The sequence below is a fragment of the Asticcacaulis machinosus genome (genome assembly GCF_028550435.1).
Taxonomy (GTDB): Bacteria; Pseudomonadota; Alphaproteobacteria; order Caulobacterales; family Caulobacteraceae; genus Asticcacaulis; species Asticcacaulis machinosus.
In genome coordinates this window covers 241,609-258,043 of record NZ_JAQQKV010000004.1, presented here as the reverse complement: position 1 = coordinate 258,043, position 16,435 = coordinate 241,609, and the positions used below count along the sequence as shown (strand labels likewise).

Below are 16,435 nucleotides of genomic sequence, written 5' to 3'. Positions count from 1 at the left end.
GGCGCATAATCTACCCCGGCTAAAGGGGGATCGTTTCACACCTTGAAAGGATCTGAATATGCCTGATTTTCAACCGGCGGCGCGCAAAACCGCCGTGTCATGGGTTCTGGTTGCCAGCGGGAAATCCGCCACTGTCTATGGCCGCGAAACCGACAACGCTGAGGTGCCGACGACCGCCCAGCCCAACCGCCCCGGCACGATCGAAACCCGTCAGAGCCTGAAAGCCGTGGATGGCCTGTCCTGGCAGGCGCAATCCGCCGAGGCCATCTATGATGTCAATCCGGATAAGCTGGGGCGAGTCTTTCAGAGCTATTCCTCACAGCGCAGCATGTCCGAGCCCCCCATAGATGCCCGTCAGGAAGTCAAGCTCGACCTGATGAAAACGGCGGCTGAGGCCATTAATGGTGCCCATCTGGCGGGCCGGTTTGAGCGCCTGACCGTCATCGCCCCCGCCAAGCTGCTGGGTGAACTGCGCAAGCTGTTCAGTAAGGGCGTACTAGCGACCATTGAGGCTGAAATCCCAAAGGATCTGACAGCCGAAAGCCCGCATCAGCTTGCCTCTCACCTCACAGAGCTGGTTTAAGCCTTACCTACAAGTCCCGATAAGACCTTGATATAGTTCGAAAAAGCCCTACGACCCGCGGGCGTAATGTGTGCGCGGGTCAGAGGCTTTCGGCCCTGAAAGCTTTTGATGATTTCGATATAGCCGACATCCTCAAGCTTGCGCAGGTGGATCGACAGATTGCCCTGAGTAGCCTCAAGCACCGCTTTCAACTCATTGAAATCAGCCGTCTCCGCATCGGCCAGATAGGCCATGATCCCCAGACGCAGGCGTCCGTGAATGGCGTCATCCAGACGATTGACATCGAAACCGCTCACGCCTGCGCCTTTGCCAACCGCATGAACACATAGCCCGGCACGCCCATCAGCAGGAACAGAGCCGCCGACAGGATCAGCATATAGTCCGGCGTCTCAATCCGCCACATCAAGGCGAACGCCGCTGCAAACCAGCCGGCGGACACTGCCCCCAGCCACAGCTTTCGCCGGATGATGACCGCCACATACCACGCCGCCCCCATAAGCGAACACAACACGATAGGGTACAGCATCCAGATAAACCACAGCTTATGCGTCAGGGCCGTATAACCGAACACAAAATTCATAAACAGGTTGGCCAGCCCCACCCCGCCAAAAGCGGCATTCAGCGCGCGACTGGCCACGCCGGTGTGGGTCTTATGGCGGTCGCGCCACATGACAATACCAACGGCCACCAGAAACAGCACCGACGGCAATATGCCGTTGATCAGATGCCCCGCCGTCCCCAGACGGATAAACCCGGCCATATCGGCCCAGTGGCATAGACATTGTATCCCGTAAAGAATACCGCCGCTCAGCAGCAGAACCCCGCCAGAGACCTGAGCCCGCGCCCCTTCACCTACCAAAGACGTGATAAAGGCCAGATCGTCGCGGGCCGATTGTGGGTTTACCTCACGCATTGTCCGGCTCCGTTGCGGCCCGTTTCATCAACGCATAGCCGGGCGCGGCCATCAGACCCCATAGGGCCAGTCCCAGCACCAGCAGATAGGCCTCAATGCGGGTCACCAGCAGCGTTAAAATCACCGTCACGACAAACCACCCCGCTGAAATCGCGCCCAGCCAGACCTTGCGCCGGATCGCGCAGGCCGCATACCAGGCCGCCCCCTGCATGGCGCAGATGACGATCGGATATAACAGCCATATGGTCATGTTTTGCTTTCGCGCCGCCAGAACGCCAAAGGCAATGGCGATCACCAGATTGACCAGCCCTGCCGAGGTGTAGCAGGCGTTAAGCGCGCGCGTCGCCACCCCTTTTTGAGATGTGCGGCCCTGCCAGCTCACATAAACAATGACCGCCAGAAAAGGGATGGTCGGTGCCAGCGCCAGAATAAGCCCCCCGCTACCTGACAGGGCGAACAGGCCCGCTTCTATAGCGCCGTAAGCCAGAGTCTGGGCCCCATAGAGCAACCCCGCCCACAGAAACACCAGCCCGGTCGCCGCCTGAGAGCGTGGCCCCTCATCCGCAAAACTTGCGGCAAAGGATCGCTCAGGATTGTTTTTAGTTTGTGGCATGGGCGGCCGCCTGTTTCAGTTTGTGAGGCGCGCGTTTGCGGCCATTCAGTAACGTACCTATGATCGTGTACCTGACCCCGAACCGGTAGCTGACCCACCCGATGACCAGAGTCCCCGCCACCACGGCGACGAATTTCGCCCCCGCCGGCCAGTTCTGATCCATCAGCAGATACTGAAATCCCAGCACCAGCGGCAGGTGGACGATATATACCCAATAGGACGAGTCTGATAAAAAGCGCCAGACCTGACTCGGCTTAGACAGGGTTTTCATCGCCAGCCCGATCAGGCCAAGGCTCCACGTCCAGATCGCCAGACTATAGCTTGCCGCATAGAGCAGATGATCACGGCCTGCGACCTTATCGAAGCTGGCCGTCGCATCCATGTCCCACAGGCAATAGGTGGTGAAGATCACCGCCGCCAGCAGGTTCAGCATCCATTGCTGCGCCAGGGTGGCTAACAGGTCAGCCCGACGATGCAGGCCCCAGCCAAACACAAACGCCACCCCAAAGCCGGTCAAGGCCATCAGATTAGGCACAAAGCCGGTATCAGGCGTCGGTATGCCGATCCAGCGCATCCAGTCATCCGCCTGCGCTGTCACCAACACCAGCGGCAGGGCCAGCACAGGTATGGCCACGCCGGTTTTGACGCCCCACCCCAGCACCTTGCCCATGCCCTCACGCAAGGCCCCTTTACGATCAATCAGCACCACAATCCCGCGCACGGCCAGCATCCCGACATAAAGCACAAGCAGCATATAGAGGAACCACAGGTGGGTCAGCGGAAACGTCGCTAAGGTCGGCGGTGGTGGCGCGGGAGGTACCACACCTCCGGCCGCGGCGAACTTCATTGAGGTCATAACGGCCAGCGTAATAATCGCCGCAATCACCGGCAGCCAGAAAATTAACAAAGGCAACGCGATGCGCTTGAAACGATTGGCGACAAAGCCTTTGAGGCCATATTTATGAAACACCAGCCGCGCAAAAAAGCCGGCCAGCATGAAAAACAGGCTCATGCGGAAGATATGGATGACAAAGAAGCCGATCCAGAAGCCGTTATCCCTCTGCGCGTCCTGCACGATCCAGAACGGCGGATCGGTATAGGACATGGTGGCGTGCAGAGCCACCCCCAACATTAGTGCCCCGGCCCTGACGGCATCAAGCGCACCGTATCGCCCTTCATCTACCGTTTTCAATGTGTCTGTCATGTCCCGCCTCCTCGGTGCGTTTTCAACATAACGACGATATACACAAACTGGTTTATTTTACAAACATGTTTTTCACGCTCGTAAAAACGTGATGAGATTCGCACGCGCCTTATGATTTCGCTTGATGGACCTACAGATTACTTACACTGCGCAGCGCACACTCCGCACCCACACCGTAAAGGGTAAGGAGATCAGATATGCCTACTGATTCAAACAGCCTTGAACGTGACCACCACCCCGCAACCACCCACGCGGATGTACGCCGCCTGAAATGGTTCATCGTGGCCTGCGTGGTGTTAATCGTCGCGTGGTTATCTGTATCGACCGTCACCACCGCCGCCCAACCGGCGCCGCCAGCAGAAGCGAAGGCTACACCCGATTCGCCCGACCTGATCATTGAGCTTATCTGATGGCCTCTAAACCCCATTGAGATTTTATGGCCCGCGGCAACATCATCGGGCCATAGATCACAACTCAAAAAAGGCGGTAGTCATGTCACATTCCCACGCCCTCACCGCACCCCGCAGCCGTCAGGCTACGACCCTTTCAGTCAATGATATCGAACAGATTGCCCGCATCTGCGCTCTGGGTGTGGCGGGGGTTATGGGGCTGGGGCTGTTTATCCTTATGGCCTTATAGTCAGGCCATATTCCGGGGTCAGGGTCACAGACGTAACCTTCGCCACCTGACCGTCCGTGAACTGCGGGCGGGCGCTGGCGTCAAGGTAAACCTTTGAATCCTCACGCATCGGCATGATGGTCAGTGTCAGCGGCTTATCGATGATCTCCGCATAGCGTTTTAAGCCGATCCGCCAGGTCAGGCCGTTATAAAACTCATCATCGATCAGGCGCGCCCCTGAAAATAGCCGGGCCACATCGCCCTGATAGGCGATATCAAGGTACGCATCAGCCACCCCGCTCAGCGCATCCGACGGCACTTTGATCGTCCAGCCGGCAGATGCCGCAAAGCTTTCCGGCTCCGGCACCACCGGTGTATTACGCGGCCCATAGGTTTTAAGCGGTGGCGCTTTTTGCGCGGGCCGCAGCGGCGTCAACTCAGCGGTTAAGGTCTTGGTGGGCAATTTCGCCTGATAAACCGTGAAAATGCCGTCCTTTTTAGCGGATTTCAGCGCGGCGCTTCCGGTTGGAGCCTTATCCGGCGCCGGATAGATGCTGAAATTGAAATCGGCCTTACCCGTCTGGCGCAACTCAAACCCGCCCTGATCATTGCCAAAGACATGGGCGTCGCTCAACACAACATGAGCTTTTCCGCCCAGATCGACCTTGGTCAGGTGTTTAGCTTGATCGTCGGTCAACAACAGAATGCGTGCGGTTTTACCGGCCTGCGTTGCCCGGATAACCGATCCTTTACCAGCTTTCGCCGAGACAATACGTAGCCCCTCTTTCAGCTTTGCGCCTTTGACCGTCACCTCGGCCCCAAAAGCGAATTCAGCCGCAATATCTCCGCTTTGGGCGAAGATATAGATATCACCCTCACCGTCCGTGATTCTGGTCACCGGCTGCGCCGACGCCCAGTTGAGATTTATCCCCGACAGGTCAAAATTGACCGGCCACATGAAGTTGTCGCCATTGTCGATATCCACGCCCTTTGATGGCAGGGTCACAGTCTTGCCGGCCAGTTTGACTGCAAACCGCACGTCCTGATGCGCGGCCATATCGTATTGGCGGATATAGTTGTTGACGAACACAAAGCCCGCATCCCCCTGCCCTCGGTATGACCAGCGCAGGGTTTTCAGATCATCAGAACCGGACGGTTGCGTCACGGGTGCATAGGTGTGGGTCGGCGCCAACCGATCCCCGAATGCCTCAAGGAAATAATGGATCGGCTTAAGCTGATGCAGCACCGGATGGGCCTGACCGTACTGGCCCAGTGGGGCCTGAAAATCATAGCCCAGCTTGGCCATATCATTATAACCGCCGGTGGCGACGGTTTCTTCGCGGGTCGGAGATCCCGGCGGGTTCTGGCCGCCCTGGAACATGTAATAGCCCATCAGGTTTACGCCTGAGCCGATCTTGGTCAGGGTCATTTTCGAGATATCATCGGGCTTTATGATCGGTCTGCGGCGGTACATGGTCGGCACCCCGCCGCCGTATTCAGCTCCGAAAAACGGCGTGATGTCGGTGTCGCGGGAGCCGTCATCCTGAGTGGAGGTTGAGCCCTGCGCCCCCAGCCCCTTTTCGTTGCGCACCCCGAACTGGAACATATAGCTTGATTTCGGCGGCAGGATGGTGGCGGACGCTGACCAAGGCTCATCCACGTATGAGCCGAACACCGGAATAACCTCACCGCGCGGAAACAGGGCATTATCCCAGCCCGTCACCGAATAGAGGGGCACATCGAGCCCGACTTTCAGCGCGATCTCTTTCAGTTTTGAGATATGGTCGCGCCCCTGCAGATAACCATTGCGGTTATATTCGTTCTCAAGCTGCACGCCGATAACCGGCCCGCCGTCTTTCCACAGCAGGCCTTTGGACTGTTCCGCCACCCTACCGTAAAAGGCTTCGACATAACTCAAATAAGTCGGATCGTTAGAGCGCGTCGGCACGGAATCGACCACCCAGTCAGGGATACCGCCAAAGCGTACTTCGGCATGAGCCCACGGACCGGGTCTTAGGTAAGTGTAGAGCCCATGCTTCTGGCACAGTTCGATAAAGGCACGCAGATCGAGATCACCGTCCCAGTCGGACTGACCGGCCTGTTCTTCGTGGTGCTGCCAGATAACGTAGGTGGCGATGACATTGACGCCCGCCGCCTTCATTTTCAGCAGTTGCTCTTCCCAATAGGCGCGCGGAAAGCGGCTGTAGTGAAATTCGCCCATGACCGGCACGACGGGTTTGCCGCCGATCAGCAGATACTGGTTGTTGACATGGATGACGGTACCGTCGGGGGCACGACCCGCGCCCATTTTCAACGTGCCCTCAACCGGTGTCGGGGCTGGTGCCGAAGCATCCAAAACAAGCGTTTCGGCCACGGCGCCCCCCGCCAAAGCCCACACAAGTGCGCTGATCGCTGCTGATGTCTTCATGTCCCTGCTCCTGAATGTTTTGACCTATATGGGCCGGAACACAGAGCAGATGCAATCATTTATAATCACAATCGGACGCAAAAAACGCGAGCCTTCCGGCCCGCGCTTTCTGTACTTCCATTTACAATTAGTTCTTTAGAACTTCGCCTTCAGGCCGACATAGTACTGACGGCCAAGGATATCGCCGTAGCTCAGGGTCGGATAGGACGGCTCTTCGTCGGTCAGGTTGGTGACACCACCACGCAGGGTCAGCTTTTCATTTACATCATACTGAGCCGAGATGCTGTGGCGCAGATTGGCGTCAATGTTCGGTGTCGGTGTATTTTCGATCGTGTCCGTGCGGTTGACCTTGCCTTCCGACAGGTAGAAGGCCGAATAGGTCGCACGGTATGGGCCCTTTGACCAGTTGATGTCAAAGCGCGTCGTCCATGCCGGTTGCACAGTCGTGCCATCGGTACGGGTCAGATCGAACCCGGTGACCGAGGTTTCATAGAGCGCCAGATGGGTGGCTTCCAGACCCAGTTCCAGACGGCCCAGATCACGGTCACCGAAGTATTGCCCCAGCGGGAAGGTGTAGTTGACGTTGTAGGTCTCACCTTCCATGTTGACCAGACCGGCATTGTAGGTCGTCGTCATAGCCGTGATGACATTGCCGGTGGTCGCATCACGGGTGAAGGAGGCGCAGACATCAGCCGGACGCACCGTCGAGTCATAGCAGGTCGCCATGAAGTTAACCGGCAGGAAGGCAGACAGGCCGTTTTCCAGTTCAACCTCGAAGCGGTCGACCACAACGGTCAGGCCGCGCAGGAAGGTCGGCTGGAACACAAAGCCGTAGGTGGTGGTTTCCGACACTTCGTTTTTCAGATCAAGATTACCACCTGTGGTGACCATAGCCGAAGAGAAGTTGGTCGAGTCGTTCTGGAAGGTCGTAAGCGCTGCCGGATTGCGGCCAGCCGCCGTCCATTCAGCCTGACAGTTGGCCAGACGGGTGGCTGGCGCCGGACCAGAGTTGATGTAGCGGAAATCGCACGGATCCTGCCCTACGCTGCCCAGCGCCGATGAGGTCGGGGCAAACAGTTGTGTCAGGGTAGGCGCACGGAAGTTACGGCTCTGATTGGCGCGGAAGGCGAACGAATCGACGACCTGCCAGCGGATACCGGCACCCCAGACATCTTCGTTACCGGCGATCGAGTGATCGACATAACGATAGGCACCCGTGACTTCCAGAGCCTTGACCAACGGCAGGGTGAAGTCGCCGCCGATGATCGGGATCAGGACTTCGGCCGAATATTCGTCGGTCTTGTACTCACCGGCGGTCGGCAGGGTCTTGGTACCGGCGCCGACCGTGCCATTCTGGTTGGCAGGTAACGGATTGAATTCGGCCTCTTCCTTGCGGTGCTCATAGGCCAGCGAGAAGTTGACCATACCGGCCGGCAGGCTGAACAGGTCACCACCGATCGTTGCCAGGAAATCATCCTGCGTGTTCTTGTAGTCCGAACCGACTTCGGCCGAGACATAGGCGCGACCGGCATCGGTGACATTGCCGGTGCCGAACATGTTGATCGGCACACAGGCCGCGTCGTCATTGGCAGTCGAGGCATCGGCATTGACCGCACAGACGATCTGACCCGATGAGTTCTTCACCGCATTGACGGCCTTGGCCAGGTTCGCCGTGATGGTGCCCCATCCGCGCTGCTCACCTTCGGTGACACCACGGCTATAGGACACATCCCAGTAGAAGTTACGGTCAAAAGCATCGAAATCACCGGAAATCCCGCCCAGTGTGCGGTAGCTTTCGGTGGTGTATTCACCGGCCCGCGATGGCCACAGGTCGGCCCACAGCTTGGACAGGAACAGAGGTGCACCCACCCCAAACGACGGCGATGCGGCAGTCAGCGCCGTGATCGTCTCCGGCGTCAGGAAGGCGTTGTTGCGGGTAAAGGCAATATAGCCCGAACCGGTCGCCGGCGCATTGAGCACCGTATTCGACTGATAGGACTGATACGGATCATAACCTTCGGTTTCGGCATAGCTCACCTCGCCATAAAGCTTGATACGATCAGTCAGATCGTAGTGGCCGACCAGGTTGGCGGTGCTGCGTTTAACGCCGGTATAAAGTGCGGCCAGTTCGCGGTAGCTGAAACCGTCACCACCGGATGAGAACGGAATCCCGCCCGGTGTGCCGGAATCATAGGCGGCAAGGCCGGTACCGGCATCATTGAACTGGGTGTAGGTGCCATTGCTTTTCAGGATAAAGCGCGGCGTACCGTCGGCATTGAGGGCCGGTGCTGGTGCTGTGGCAAAGATCACGCCATTGGTATTGAACGACCAGAAGCGGGTATCGAGGTTTTCGCGCACGGTCGGGATGCCGTCGCTGGGATTGGTGTTGCCGCTGGAGACGTTGACGCGGCCAAGGGCGCTGCGCGGGCGGTCGCTATAGTACAGAGGGTCGGTCTTGGACCAGCCGGCATCAAAGGCCAGATTGCCTTTGCCATCGGCAAAGTTATGGCCGAACGTGGCGCGAATAGAGTTTTTCGGGTAATCGCCGCGCGATGAAATGCCGGTCTGGATATCCAGTTCTGCCCCTTCGAAATCGTCCTTCAGCACATAGTTGATGACACCGGCGATAGCGTCAGACCCGTAAACAGCGGCCCCACCGGCCTGAACCACGTCAATCCGCTTGATCAGGCCCGACGGGATCATGTTGGTGTCAACCGCGTTGCCATCCATGCCGGCCTGCGAAGCGACAAAGCGGCGACCATTGACCAGAGTAAGTGTACGGCCCGTCCCCATACCGAACAGGTTCGGGAACTGCTGCCCCGTACCCGCATCGTTGCCAGTATTGTCAGCCAGCGGCACAGAGGCAGCGATTGAGGTCGTCAGGTTGAGCATTTCACCCGCCTGAACCACGCCACGATCCGTCAGGGCCTGAGAATCAATCATGGTCACGGGCGCGGAGGTGCTGGTGCTGGCGCGACGAATACGCGATCCGGTCACGACCACTTCCTGCACGACTTCTTCTTCGGCGGGCGGCACAGCGTCCTGCGCATAGCTAACCGACGCCATCAGGGCCGACAAAATTATGCTGCCGCCAAAAATCGTCGAAGCCATTAATTTATTACGATTGGTCACTCTCATATCCCTCTTGCCTTAACCCCGCGGATGATACCTGAACCCGGCATTTACTATCCCCTGCCGTAGGTTCATGTGCTGAAAAAGGAGGCCCTTCACACCGCGTAGTCAAATGATGCCTCTGACATTAACGGTAGGACGGGCGACGCGGTTTTTCATGCCTTTCTTAAGGCCGTCACATTAGCGACATAAAATTTTTATTCGGTTAGCAGAAGACCGTGACAATTTTTATTCAACAAACCGCCACTGTGCCAATCTCATCACAAATGGAAATGACACAAGAATTCCTGTGTCATTAAACCCACACCCTCAAGAGATATAAGCCTTTGCGCGGTATCTGGCGTCATACATCGCCCAAAGACCTATAACACCGCCATCACCAGCGTGCGCATTTTTTATTCGCAACGCTTTTCAGGCGAATATACTGAAAGCCGTCCACCGCCCCGTCTTTTGCAGGCAATTGTGTGGCCTTGCGGGTAAAACACGGCCCGAAAGCCTTGGGCGACGGATCGAGGGTTTTGGTGCCGTCGATATTGATGGCGCGGAAATCTTCCACAGCCTTTGACCCCAGTTCCGCCGTCAACATGGCCTCAAAATAGGCCCGATCAAAGCGCTCCCCCTTATGGCGGGCGGCAAACATCGGTGCCAGGAAGGCATCAAGGTTACGCTTCCCCTTGGAGTTTTTGCGGATCTGCACATCCAGGTCGGCCCAGTACAACGCCCCGCGCACATAGGGGGTATGGCGGATTTTCTCATCGCCAAAACCGACGCCGACAATCTTTTCCGCTGACCAGTTGCGCGCCGGAGAGGTATAGTAATTGGCGACCTGCTCGTTCAAAAGTGCCGCATATTCGTCGACACTGACCAGCCCGCCCCGTAGCGGCAGAATGGTGGTGTAATAGACGTTAAGCCCTTCGGTGAACCAGTTGTCGGCCACCCCGCCTTCGATCCCGCCGACCCACTGATGGCCCATCTCGTGGAAGATGGTGATGCGGATATCGTGAATGTCTTTTTTCGCCGCCTCGCTCATCGAAAACATGAAGGAGTTACCCAGCGCCGTGCCGCCCCCAAACGGCGGGGTCTTCAGTCCGCGCAGAAACACCCGGTAATCGGGCGCCGGGTTCATATATTTGAATGAGGTCGACAGCACCTTATAGGCCTTGGACGCCCACACCATTTCGGCCTCGGCATCAAACGGCAATCCGCCCAGCCAGTAGGCATTAAAGTGGCTATCGCCGGGAATAGAATAGTGTTGCGCGGGCCCGGCCATAATCCAGCCGCCGGTCAGGGTCTGTGGCGTCCCCTTGACCTCAAACGCGCCTTCGCCAAAGGTGGTCACCCCGACCGATCCGGCCGCAAGTCCGCTTAGGTCCCATTTGACTTTTGACGTGGTCGTACCGGCATTTTCCGGCAGCATCAGAAAACCGCCGCCTGAGCCCGACACCCCGCCCCCCGAAGGCCGGATACCAAAGGCCGGCCCACCGGGACTGTTTACCGGTTGCACCAAAGCGCTGTAGCTGACGGTCACGGGGTAATTTACCGCCCGCGTAGCCGTCCAGTGCCGGTAATAGGGAAAGCCGCCGGAGATGGGCTTATCTTCTGAGACCGTAAAGGTGATTTCGCCCGCACTGTCGGTAACTTTTAATCCCGAAATACGATCGGCCACACCGGTCACCGCGGCATAGGTCACCGGCGCATTCAGCCCGAACGGCTTATCACCGGCCACACCATTGACGACCTGCGTCACTTCGATGGCCGCCACCTCACCGGCAGCATCACGCACTGGTTTCCAGGTCATATCCAGTACCTGTGAATGAGCCGTCCCCGCCGCCAGAGCCGCGACAACCGCGAACAGAATTTTCATAAATTTACTCCGCACATTTTGCATCGGAAACACCTTTGACGTGTTGCCACAGATAGCCCTTAGTCAAATGCCCCTGCGGGCTGAAGGTGATGTCATGCTTTTCCCCGCCGCGCTCGATTTTCAGTGTAATCGGCTCACGCGGGTCCTGCTGGATGGCATCGAGGATCAGGGTATTGGTGACGACATCGCCGTCTTTTAAGCCCGCCTTTGCCGCCGGAGAGGCCGGATCAAGGCCCGCAATCACACGCGGACGGTTGATCAGGCTCGGCATCTCAAAGCCCAGTTCAAACACCGGCATCTGAGTTTCGACGCGTTTGAAACACATTCCCAAAGCATTCGACGCAGGGATTTGCACCGCGCCGTTCATCATGGCCTCAAAATCGGTTTTCGCCTTGGGCCCCAGTTCCGCCACCAGCAAATCCATCCAGTCTTTTTCGGTCACCGACAGACCGTCATTGTGGCGCTTCAGATAGGGGCGCACCACATCATCCAGCGTGCGCTTACCCTTTGACTTGGCGCGGATCTGACCGTCGAGGACATGGAAATACATCGCCCCGCGGTTATAGGGCTGGATGCGCTGACGCGGATCGGTCCAGAAATTCTTGATCGCCTCCGACATCGGCACGTTGATGCGGATATTGGAATAATAGGCCCGCGCGGTTTCATTAAAGTCCTCAAGGAACTGATCCGGCGTAAACAGGCCGGTCTTAAACGGCGCGCGGCGTTGATAATAGACGGCGATGCCTTCGGTGAACCAGCCGGCATCAGGGTTGCGGCCACTGTCGTCGGCTTCCATCAGACCATGCAGATAAACATGGACCATCTCATGGGAAATCAGACTCTTGATCCCCAGTTCGCTGGCCTGCGGGGCCATAGTGGCGATCAGGCCTTCCGGGCCGGCCGTGCCACTGGTTCCACCATAGATGTTGGAGCGCATCAGCACCGTAAACGGCGGCGGCGATTGAAATCCGAAATAGCCCGACATGCGGGTATAGGCGTCGGATGACCAGTCGAGTAACGGCTTCTGCGGGTGATTATTGATGGCGGTGGAGGCGGCACGAAAAACGCTGGGCGTCGTCAGATCATCAGGCGTAGAGATCAGATTTCCGGCCATGAAATAGGTCTGGCGCAGGCGGCTGATCGGCTCGGTCACCGTCTTCGGATCGCGGGCATAGGAGGTGATCGCCCGCGCCCCCTGCGGCAGGTTTTTGAGGTTCCAGTTGATACTGACCTGATAGGGCTTTTCCTGATCCGGCAGCAGCAGGATCGACGATCCCTGCGCACTCGACCCCAGCCCTTCTGAGCGCAGTTCCCAGTTGGGGCCGGAAATGGTTTCCTGCGAAGTTGCGACCTGATAGCGCAAAATCACATCACCGACCGGGGCACGATCCGTGGTGAACACCTGTGCGGGCGCGCCCATATAGCCGGTGCCGTCCGATATAGTCAGGGTAAGCGGCCCCTGATCGTCGCGGGCGGTGATCAGGCTGATGCGGTCAGGGATGCGCTGCAATGGCCCAAGCGTTTTGGGGATCGTAAAGCGCAGGGCCGGATCGCCCGCCACCGTGTCAAAGCGGCTCTCGACCGTCCAGCCGGTAACGGCCTCGGCTGACACCTGCGGCGTCAGGGTCAGATCAAGCTTTAGCGGCTCAGCCACCGCCCCTGCGGCCAAAGCCATCAGGGACGCACTTAACAACAAACTACGCATGTCAGGCCTCACAATTTACAGGCGGCATCCGCGACATCGGCCTTGCGCTGCCACTGATGGGCGGCCACGGCCTCACCGCGCGGCAGATAGGATATGTCGATGACGGCCTCACCACGTTTGATCTTAAGTTTCATCTGACTGGTTTGAGTCCGCTGGGCATCGAACACGCTGGTGGCTTCAATGACCACATCGCCGTCCTTCAGTCCCGCCGTCTCGGCTGCTGATCCCCCCCGCACACCGCTGATCAGTTTTTTATCGAGTGACGGCTGATCAAAGCCCAGATCGAACCGGCGCACCGTGGCGGGCACCACCGTAAAGCATGGCCCCAGAGCACCGGCGACCGGCATCAGCGGCTTGCCCGCGACCATATTGTCATAGTCGGTCTTAGCCTGCGCCCCGATCTCGGCCCCCACCAGCGCCAGCCAGACATCGATGCCGGGGGTTTCACCGGCCTTTTGCTTGGTGATCATGGCCTGTACCATCGTATCAAGCGTCTTGGCCCCGCCGGTGGCCGCGCGAATCCTGGCGTCGGTATTGATCAGGTACAACAGCCCGCGGCCATAAGGGATGGTCTGGGCGCTGTTGTCCTTCCAGAAGGCCGCAGCCGCATCGGCATTGCTGAGCGCGCTCAACGGGTTTGACCAGTAGCTGAAGGCCCGGTCAGTGATCATCTCACCAACCTGAGCGGGCGTCAAAAGACCAGCTCTCTGCGCCAGCATGATCGAATAATACTCGGCCGTGCCTTCGGTGTACCAGGCAGAATCGCCATGCTCACCGCCGATTTTCAGCCAGTTATGGGCCATTTCGTGCGCCAGCAAGGCCTGAAGCTTATCCAGCGTCGGCGGATTATTCGCATCATAGCCAAAGATAAACGACGACGCCAAGGCCGTCCCGCCCATGCCGCTGAACGGGTTTTCCCGCACAAAGACGCGGTAGCTGCCGCCCTCCGCTCTGAAAAAGGACGTCATCTGCCCGTAAAGCGCGCCGATCTTATGCGCCACAGCGTTAGTGTCAAACGGCGGGGTCGTCGTCCAGTACATCGAAAACCCGTCAGCCGAATAGGTCTGGACGTTGCCCGCGTAATAATAGCTGAAGTTCCACAGGTCGGTCGGGGCGATCTGCCTGACCTGCCCCTCCCCCAGACTGTGCACGCCCTTGGCGCCTGCGGGGTACGCCGACATATCCCAGTTCAAGGTCACATTATAGGGCGTCTTTTTGTCCGGCAGGGCCAGAAAGGTCATGCCCGCGCCATTGACGCCGCCGGGCTGGCCACGGAAATCAAACAAAGGCCCCATGCGGGTCGTGCCGGAGACTTCGCGGACATGGGCGCGGTAGGTCAGGGTCACATCGCCAACGGTCGCGCGCCCCGCATTGAAATGACGGTACTGCCACTGCGGGGTCGCGGGCTGATCGGCCTGAGTGATAGCCACGGCCCCCTTGGCGTCGGTGACCTTAAGGTCTTTGGCATCGAGCTTTATCCCCGGCATGGACACGATCATCAGCGGCAGGCGCGCCAGAGTCTCACCGGCGGCGGCTTTCGGCGCCTCAAGCTTAATCGTCACATCGACATAGTCACCGGCACCGGCGGCGGTCGCGTGCGGTTTCAGGAGAATATCCAGTTTCGGCGGCGCACCTTGCGCCAGCGCGCCTGTGGACATCAGGCCGAGGGCAGCGACCGTGGCGGCAATCTTAAGTTTCATAAGCAAATCCCCTGCATTATTCGCGTATATTTCCACGGCGGCGCAGGTACGTCTTTGCGAATTGTGCGCTCAAGCCGAAATCTTTATGCCCGTAACGGCCAGATTTTAGACCCCAGAATCAAACCTTCGGCAGGGCCTTCAGCGCCCGCTCGATATCGGCATGGTCATTGAACACCGACACCGAATAGCGGAAGCGGTGCTGCGACACCGTGATCCTGATCTTGGCCGCCTCCAGCGCCGGATTGAGTTTGGTGCGGGCATTTTCCAGCACACAGGCCACCATCGGCGTTTTGGCATCCTTTGGCGTCATCAGCCTATAGCCGCGCTTGGGCAACTCGGCCTTAAGGTGATCGGTCAGGGTCTGGGCATGGGCCTGAATGCGCTCCACCCCATTGGTCAATATATAACCCAACGAATAATCAAGCTGCGCCAGCAGGGATTCGGAACTGGTGCCCACGGCAAACAGACCGCGCGCCCCGCCATCAAAGGCGTAGTCGGCAATGGTCGTACCCGGCTCATCAAACGGATAGATATGCGGCTTGAACGCGCTCATGCCGTAATAGCCGACAAACGGGCGTTTCAGATGTTTCTGGGCGGCCTTGCTGGCATAGACAAAGCCCATACCAAAATCGCCCATCAGCCACTTATAACTGGCGCAAGCCGCAAAATCGACGCCGGTGGCCTTAACATCGACCGGCACACAGCCTGCCGCGTGAATAATGTCGGCATAGACCAGCGCCCCCTGCGCATGAGCCAGATCGCACACCGCCTTAAGGTCATGCTCAAAACCGTTGATGGTCGAGACCAGCGACAGGGCGACAAACTTCGTGCCCGGCGTGATGGCTTTTTTCATGTCCTCAAGGTCGATGCGCCCGTCACGGTCGCGCACCCAGACAACCTCACAGCCCTGCTTGGCCAGTTCTTCATAGAGCGGGATCGAGCCAAAGAAATGCAGGGTGTCGGTGACGATCCGCGCCTTTTGGTCGGCCAGCCCCAGCCCCGCCACAATCATGTTTTCGCCCATTGTGGTCGATTGCACAAAGGTAACTTCATCGGCCTCAGCATTGATCAGTCTGGCGAATTTTTCCAGTACCCGCTTATCATTCAGTTGCACGCCCTGATGGGCCGGGTCCATAAAGCGCTTGGCCTGATAGGCCTCCAGCGCAGACTTTGCCCCCTTGCTGAACGGGTGCATGGTGCCTGAATTGAGGTAGGTCACCTCCATCGGCCCAAAGGACGCCTTATCCGGAAAGTTTACCGGCGTATCCGGCCCGGCAAACGGATCGGCAGACGACGCGGCAACGGTTTGCGCGCTGGCGCTCCCCATTCCCGCCATGCCTCCCAGGCTGCCCACCGATGCTACTCCCGCAGTTTTCAACCAATCACGACGCGTTACCGGCATAAGGATGCCCCTTGCTCAAACTCAATATGACCGCAATGATATAAGCAATCGTTGAAATTTTTAGCCCAACTCACAGCCCTTGCAGCCAATAAGCGCTGACTTGCCTCTAAAATCCACAGCATTGCGCATGATTTATGCCGATCGCAAAACCCAGCGACAGAATAATAAATGCAGAATCCATGCACGGGGCGCATGATTTATACATTTTACCGCCGCCACTCCGTCAAAAAAGCGATAAACTATCCCCCATCGGTGATAATGTTTCCTGTAAGG

General features: G+C 58.0%; 13 protein-coding genes. 3 read left to right on the top strand and 10 right to left on the bottom strand.

What is annotated here, in order from left to right; all coding sequences use genetic code 11:
• The first annotated feature begins 58 nt into the window (after positions 1-58).
• Positions 59-583 carry a host attachment protein gene (locus PQU98_RS16450; RefSeq protein ID WP_272746054.1) on the top strand — a complete coding sequence of 175 codons (525 nt, stop codon included), beginning with the start codon at positions 59-61 and terminating at the stop codon, positions 581-583.
• Here PQU98_RS16450 and PQU98_RS16445 read toward each other — a convergent pair.
• The 4 genes from PQU98_RS16445 to PQU98_RS16430 are packed head-to-tail and all read right to left on the bottom strand — an operon-like array spanning position 580 to position 3,313.
• Positions 580-879 carry a winged helix-turn-helix domain-containing protein gene (locus PQU98_RS16445; RefSeq protein ID WP_272746053.1) on the bottom strand — a complete coding sequence of 100 codons (300 nt, stop codon included), beginning with the start codon at positions 877-879 and terminating at the stop codon, positions 580-582. The two genes, PQU98_RS16450 and PQU98_RS16445, sit on opposite strands and share 4 nt — an antisense overlap.
• On the bottom strand, positions 876-1,496 hold the full coding sequence (locus PQU98_RS16440; protein ID WP_272746052.1) for a hypothetical protein: 621 nt from the start codon (positions 1,494-1,496) through the stop codon (positions 876-878). The genes PQU98_RS16445 and PQU98_RS16440 overlap by 4 nt, the downstream gene beginning before the upstream one ends.
• Positions 1,489-2,109, bottom strand: a complete 621-nt coding sequence (locus PQU98_RS16435; RefSeq protein WP_272746051.1) for a hypothetical protein — start codon at positions 2,107-2,109, stop codon at positions 1,489-1,491. The genes PQU98_RS16440 and PQU98_RS16435 overlap by 8 nt, the downstream gene beginning before the upstream one ends.
• Positions 2,096-3,313 carry an acyltransferase family protein gene (locus tag PQU98_RS16430; RefSeq protein WP_272746050.1) on the bottom strand — a complete coding sequence of 406 codons (1,218 nt, stop codon included), beginning with the start codon at positions 3,311-3,313 and terminating at the stop codon, positions 2,096-2,098. Before PQU98_RS16430 ends, PQU98_RS16435 begins: the two co-directional genes overlap by 14 nt.
• A 197-nt stretch (positions 3,314-3,510) precedes the next feature.
• Between PQU98_RS16430 and PQU98_RS16425 the strand changes: the two genes are divergently transcribed.
• Together PQU98_RS16425 and PQU98_RS16420 are read left to right on the top strand one after the other, a co-directional pair.
• Positions 3,511-3,723, top strand: a complete 213-nt coding sequence (locus tag PQU98_RS16425) for a hypothetical protein (RefSeq protein WP_272746049.1) — start codon at positions 3,511-3,513, stop codon at positions 3,721-3,723.
• A gap of 82 nt (positions 3,724-3,805) precedes the next feature.
• Positions 3,806-3,952 (top strand): hypothetical protein, encoded by a 147-nt coding sequence (locus tag PQU98_RS16420; protein WP_272746048.1) that lies wholly within the window; start codon positions 3,806-3,808, stop codon positions 3,950-3,952.
• Here the strand turns inward: PQU98_RS16420 and PQU98_RS16415 are convergent.
• The 6 genes from PQU98_RS16415 to PQU98_RS16390 form a co-directional block, all read right to left on the bottom strand.
• On the bottom strand, positions 3,939-6,359 hold the full coding sequence (locus PQU98_RS16415) for a beta-galactosidase (RefSeq protein ID WP_272746047.1): 2,421 nt from the start codon (positions 6,357-6,359) through the stop codon (positions 3,939-3,941). The two genes, PQU98_RS16420 and PQU98_RS16415, sit on opposite strands and share 14 nt — an antisense overlap.
• 135 nt (positions 6,360-6,494) lie before the next feature.
• Positions 6,495-9,491, bottom strand: a complete 2,997-nt coding sequence (locus tag PQU98_RS16410) for a TonB-dependent receptor domain-containing protein (RefSeq protein WP_272746046.1) — start codon at positions 9,489-9,491, stop codon at positions 6,495-6,497.
• 376 nt (positions 9,492-9,867) lie between these two features.
• Positions 9,868-11,355, bottom strand: coding sequence for a M61 family metallopeptidase (locus PQU98_RS16405; protein ID WP_272746045.1), 1,488 nt, complete (start codon positions 11,353-11,355; stop codon positions 9,868-9,870).
• A 4-nt stretch (positions 11,356-11,359) separates the two neighbouring features.
• Positions 11,360-13,060: a M61 family metallopeptidase gene (locus PQU98_RS16400; protein ID WP_272746044.1), complete on the bottom strand. Its 1,701-nt coding sequence runs from the start codon at positions 13,058-13,060 to the stop codon at positions 11,360-11,362.
• A gap of 8 nt (positions 13,061-13,068) precedes the next feature.
• Complete coding sequence (locus tag PQU98_RS16395; RefSeq protein WP_272746043.1) at positions 13,069-14,760, bottom strand: hypothetical protein; 1,692 nt, start codon at positions 14,758-14,760, stop codon at positions 13,069-13,071.
• Positions 14,761-14,878: 118 nt separating this feature from the next.
• Entirely contained in the window at positions 14,879-16,087 is a 1,209-nt protein-coding gene (locus PQU98_RS16390) for an aminotransferase class V-fold PLP-dependent enzyme (RefSeq protein ID WP_272746042.1), read from the bottom strand.
• Positions 16,088-16,435: the final 348 nt, after the last annotated feature.

What these genes read in the sequence shown, in the direction of transcription:
- PQU98_RS16450 (WP_272746054.1), top strand. Translation starts at nt 59, where the DNA reads ATGCCTGATTTTCAACCGGCGGCGCGCAAAACCGCCGTGTCATGGGTT.
- PQU98_RS16440 (WP_272746052.1), bottom strand. Translation starts at nt 1,496, where the DNA reads ATGCGTGAGGTAAACCCACAATCGGCCCGCGACGATCTGGCCTTTATC.
- PQU98_RS16435 (WP_272746051.1), bottom strand. Translation starts at nt 2,109, where the DNA reads ATGCCACAAACTAAAAACAATCCTGAGCGATCCTTTGCCGCAAGTTTT.
- PQU98_RS16430 (WP_272746050.1), bottom strand. Translation starts at nt 3,313, where the DNA reads ATGACAGACACATTGAAAACGGTAGATGAAGGGCGATACGGTGCGCTT.
- PQU98_RS16425 (WP_272746049.1), top strand. Translation starts at nt 3,511, where the DNA reads ATGCCTACTGATTCAAACAGCCTTGAACGTGACCACCACCCCGCAACC.
- PQU98_RS16420 (WP_272746048.1), top strand. Translation starts at nt 3,806, where the DNA reads ATGTCACATTCCCACGCCCTCACCGCACCCCGCAGCCGTCAGGCTACG.
- PQU98_RS16415 (WP_272746047.1), bottom strand. Translation starts at nt 6,359, where the DNA reads ATGAAGACATCAGCAGCGATCAGCGCACTTGTGTGGGCTTTGGCGGGG.
- PQU98_RS16405 (WP_272746045.1), bottom strand. Translation starts at nt 11,355, where the DNA reads ATGAAAATTCTGTTCGCGGTTGTCGCGGCTCTGGCGGCGGGGACGGCT.
- PQU98_RS16400 (WP_272746044.1), bottom strand. Translation starts at nt 13,060, where the DNA reads ATGCGTAGTTTGTTGTTAAGTGCGTCCCTGATGGCTTTGGCCGCAGGG.
- PQU98_RS16395 (WP_272746043.1), bottom strand. Translation starts at nt 14,760, where the DNA reads ATGAAACTTAAGATTGCCGCCACGGTCGCTGCCCTCGGCCTGATGTCC.
- PQU98_RS16390 (WP_272746042.1), bottom strand. Translation starts at nt 16,087, where the DNA reads ATGGGGAGCGCCAGCGCGCAAACCGTTGCCGCGTCGTCTGCCGATCCG.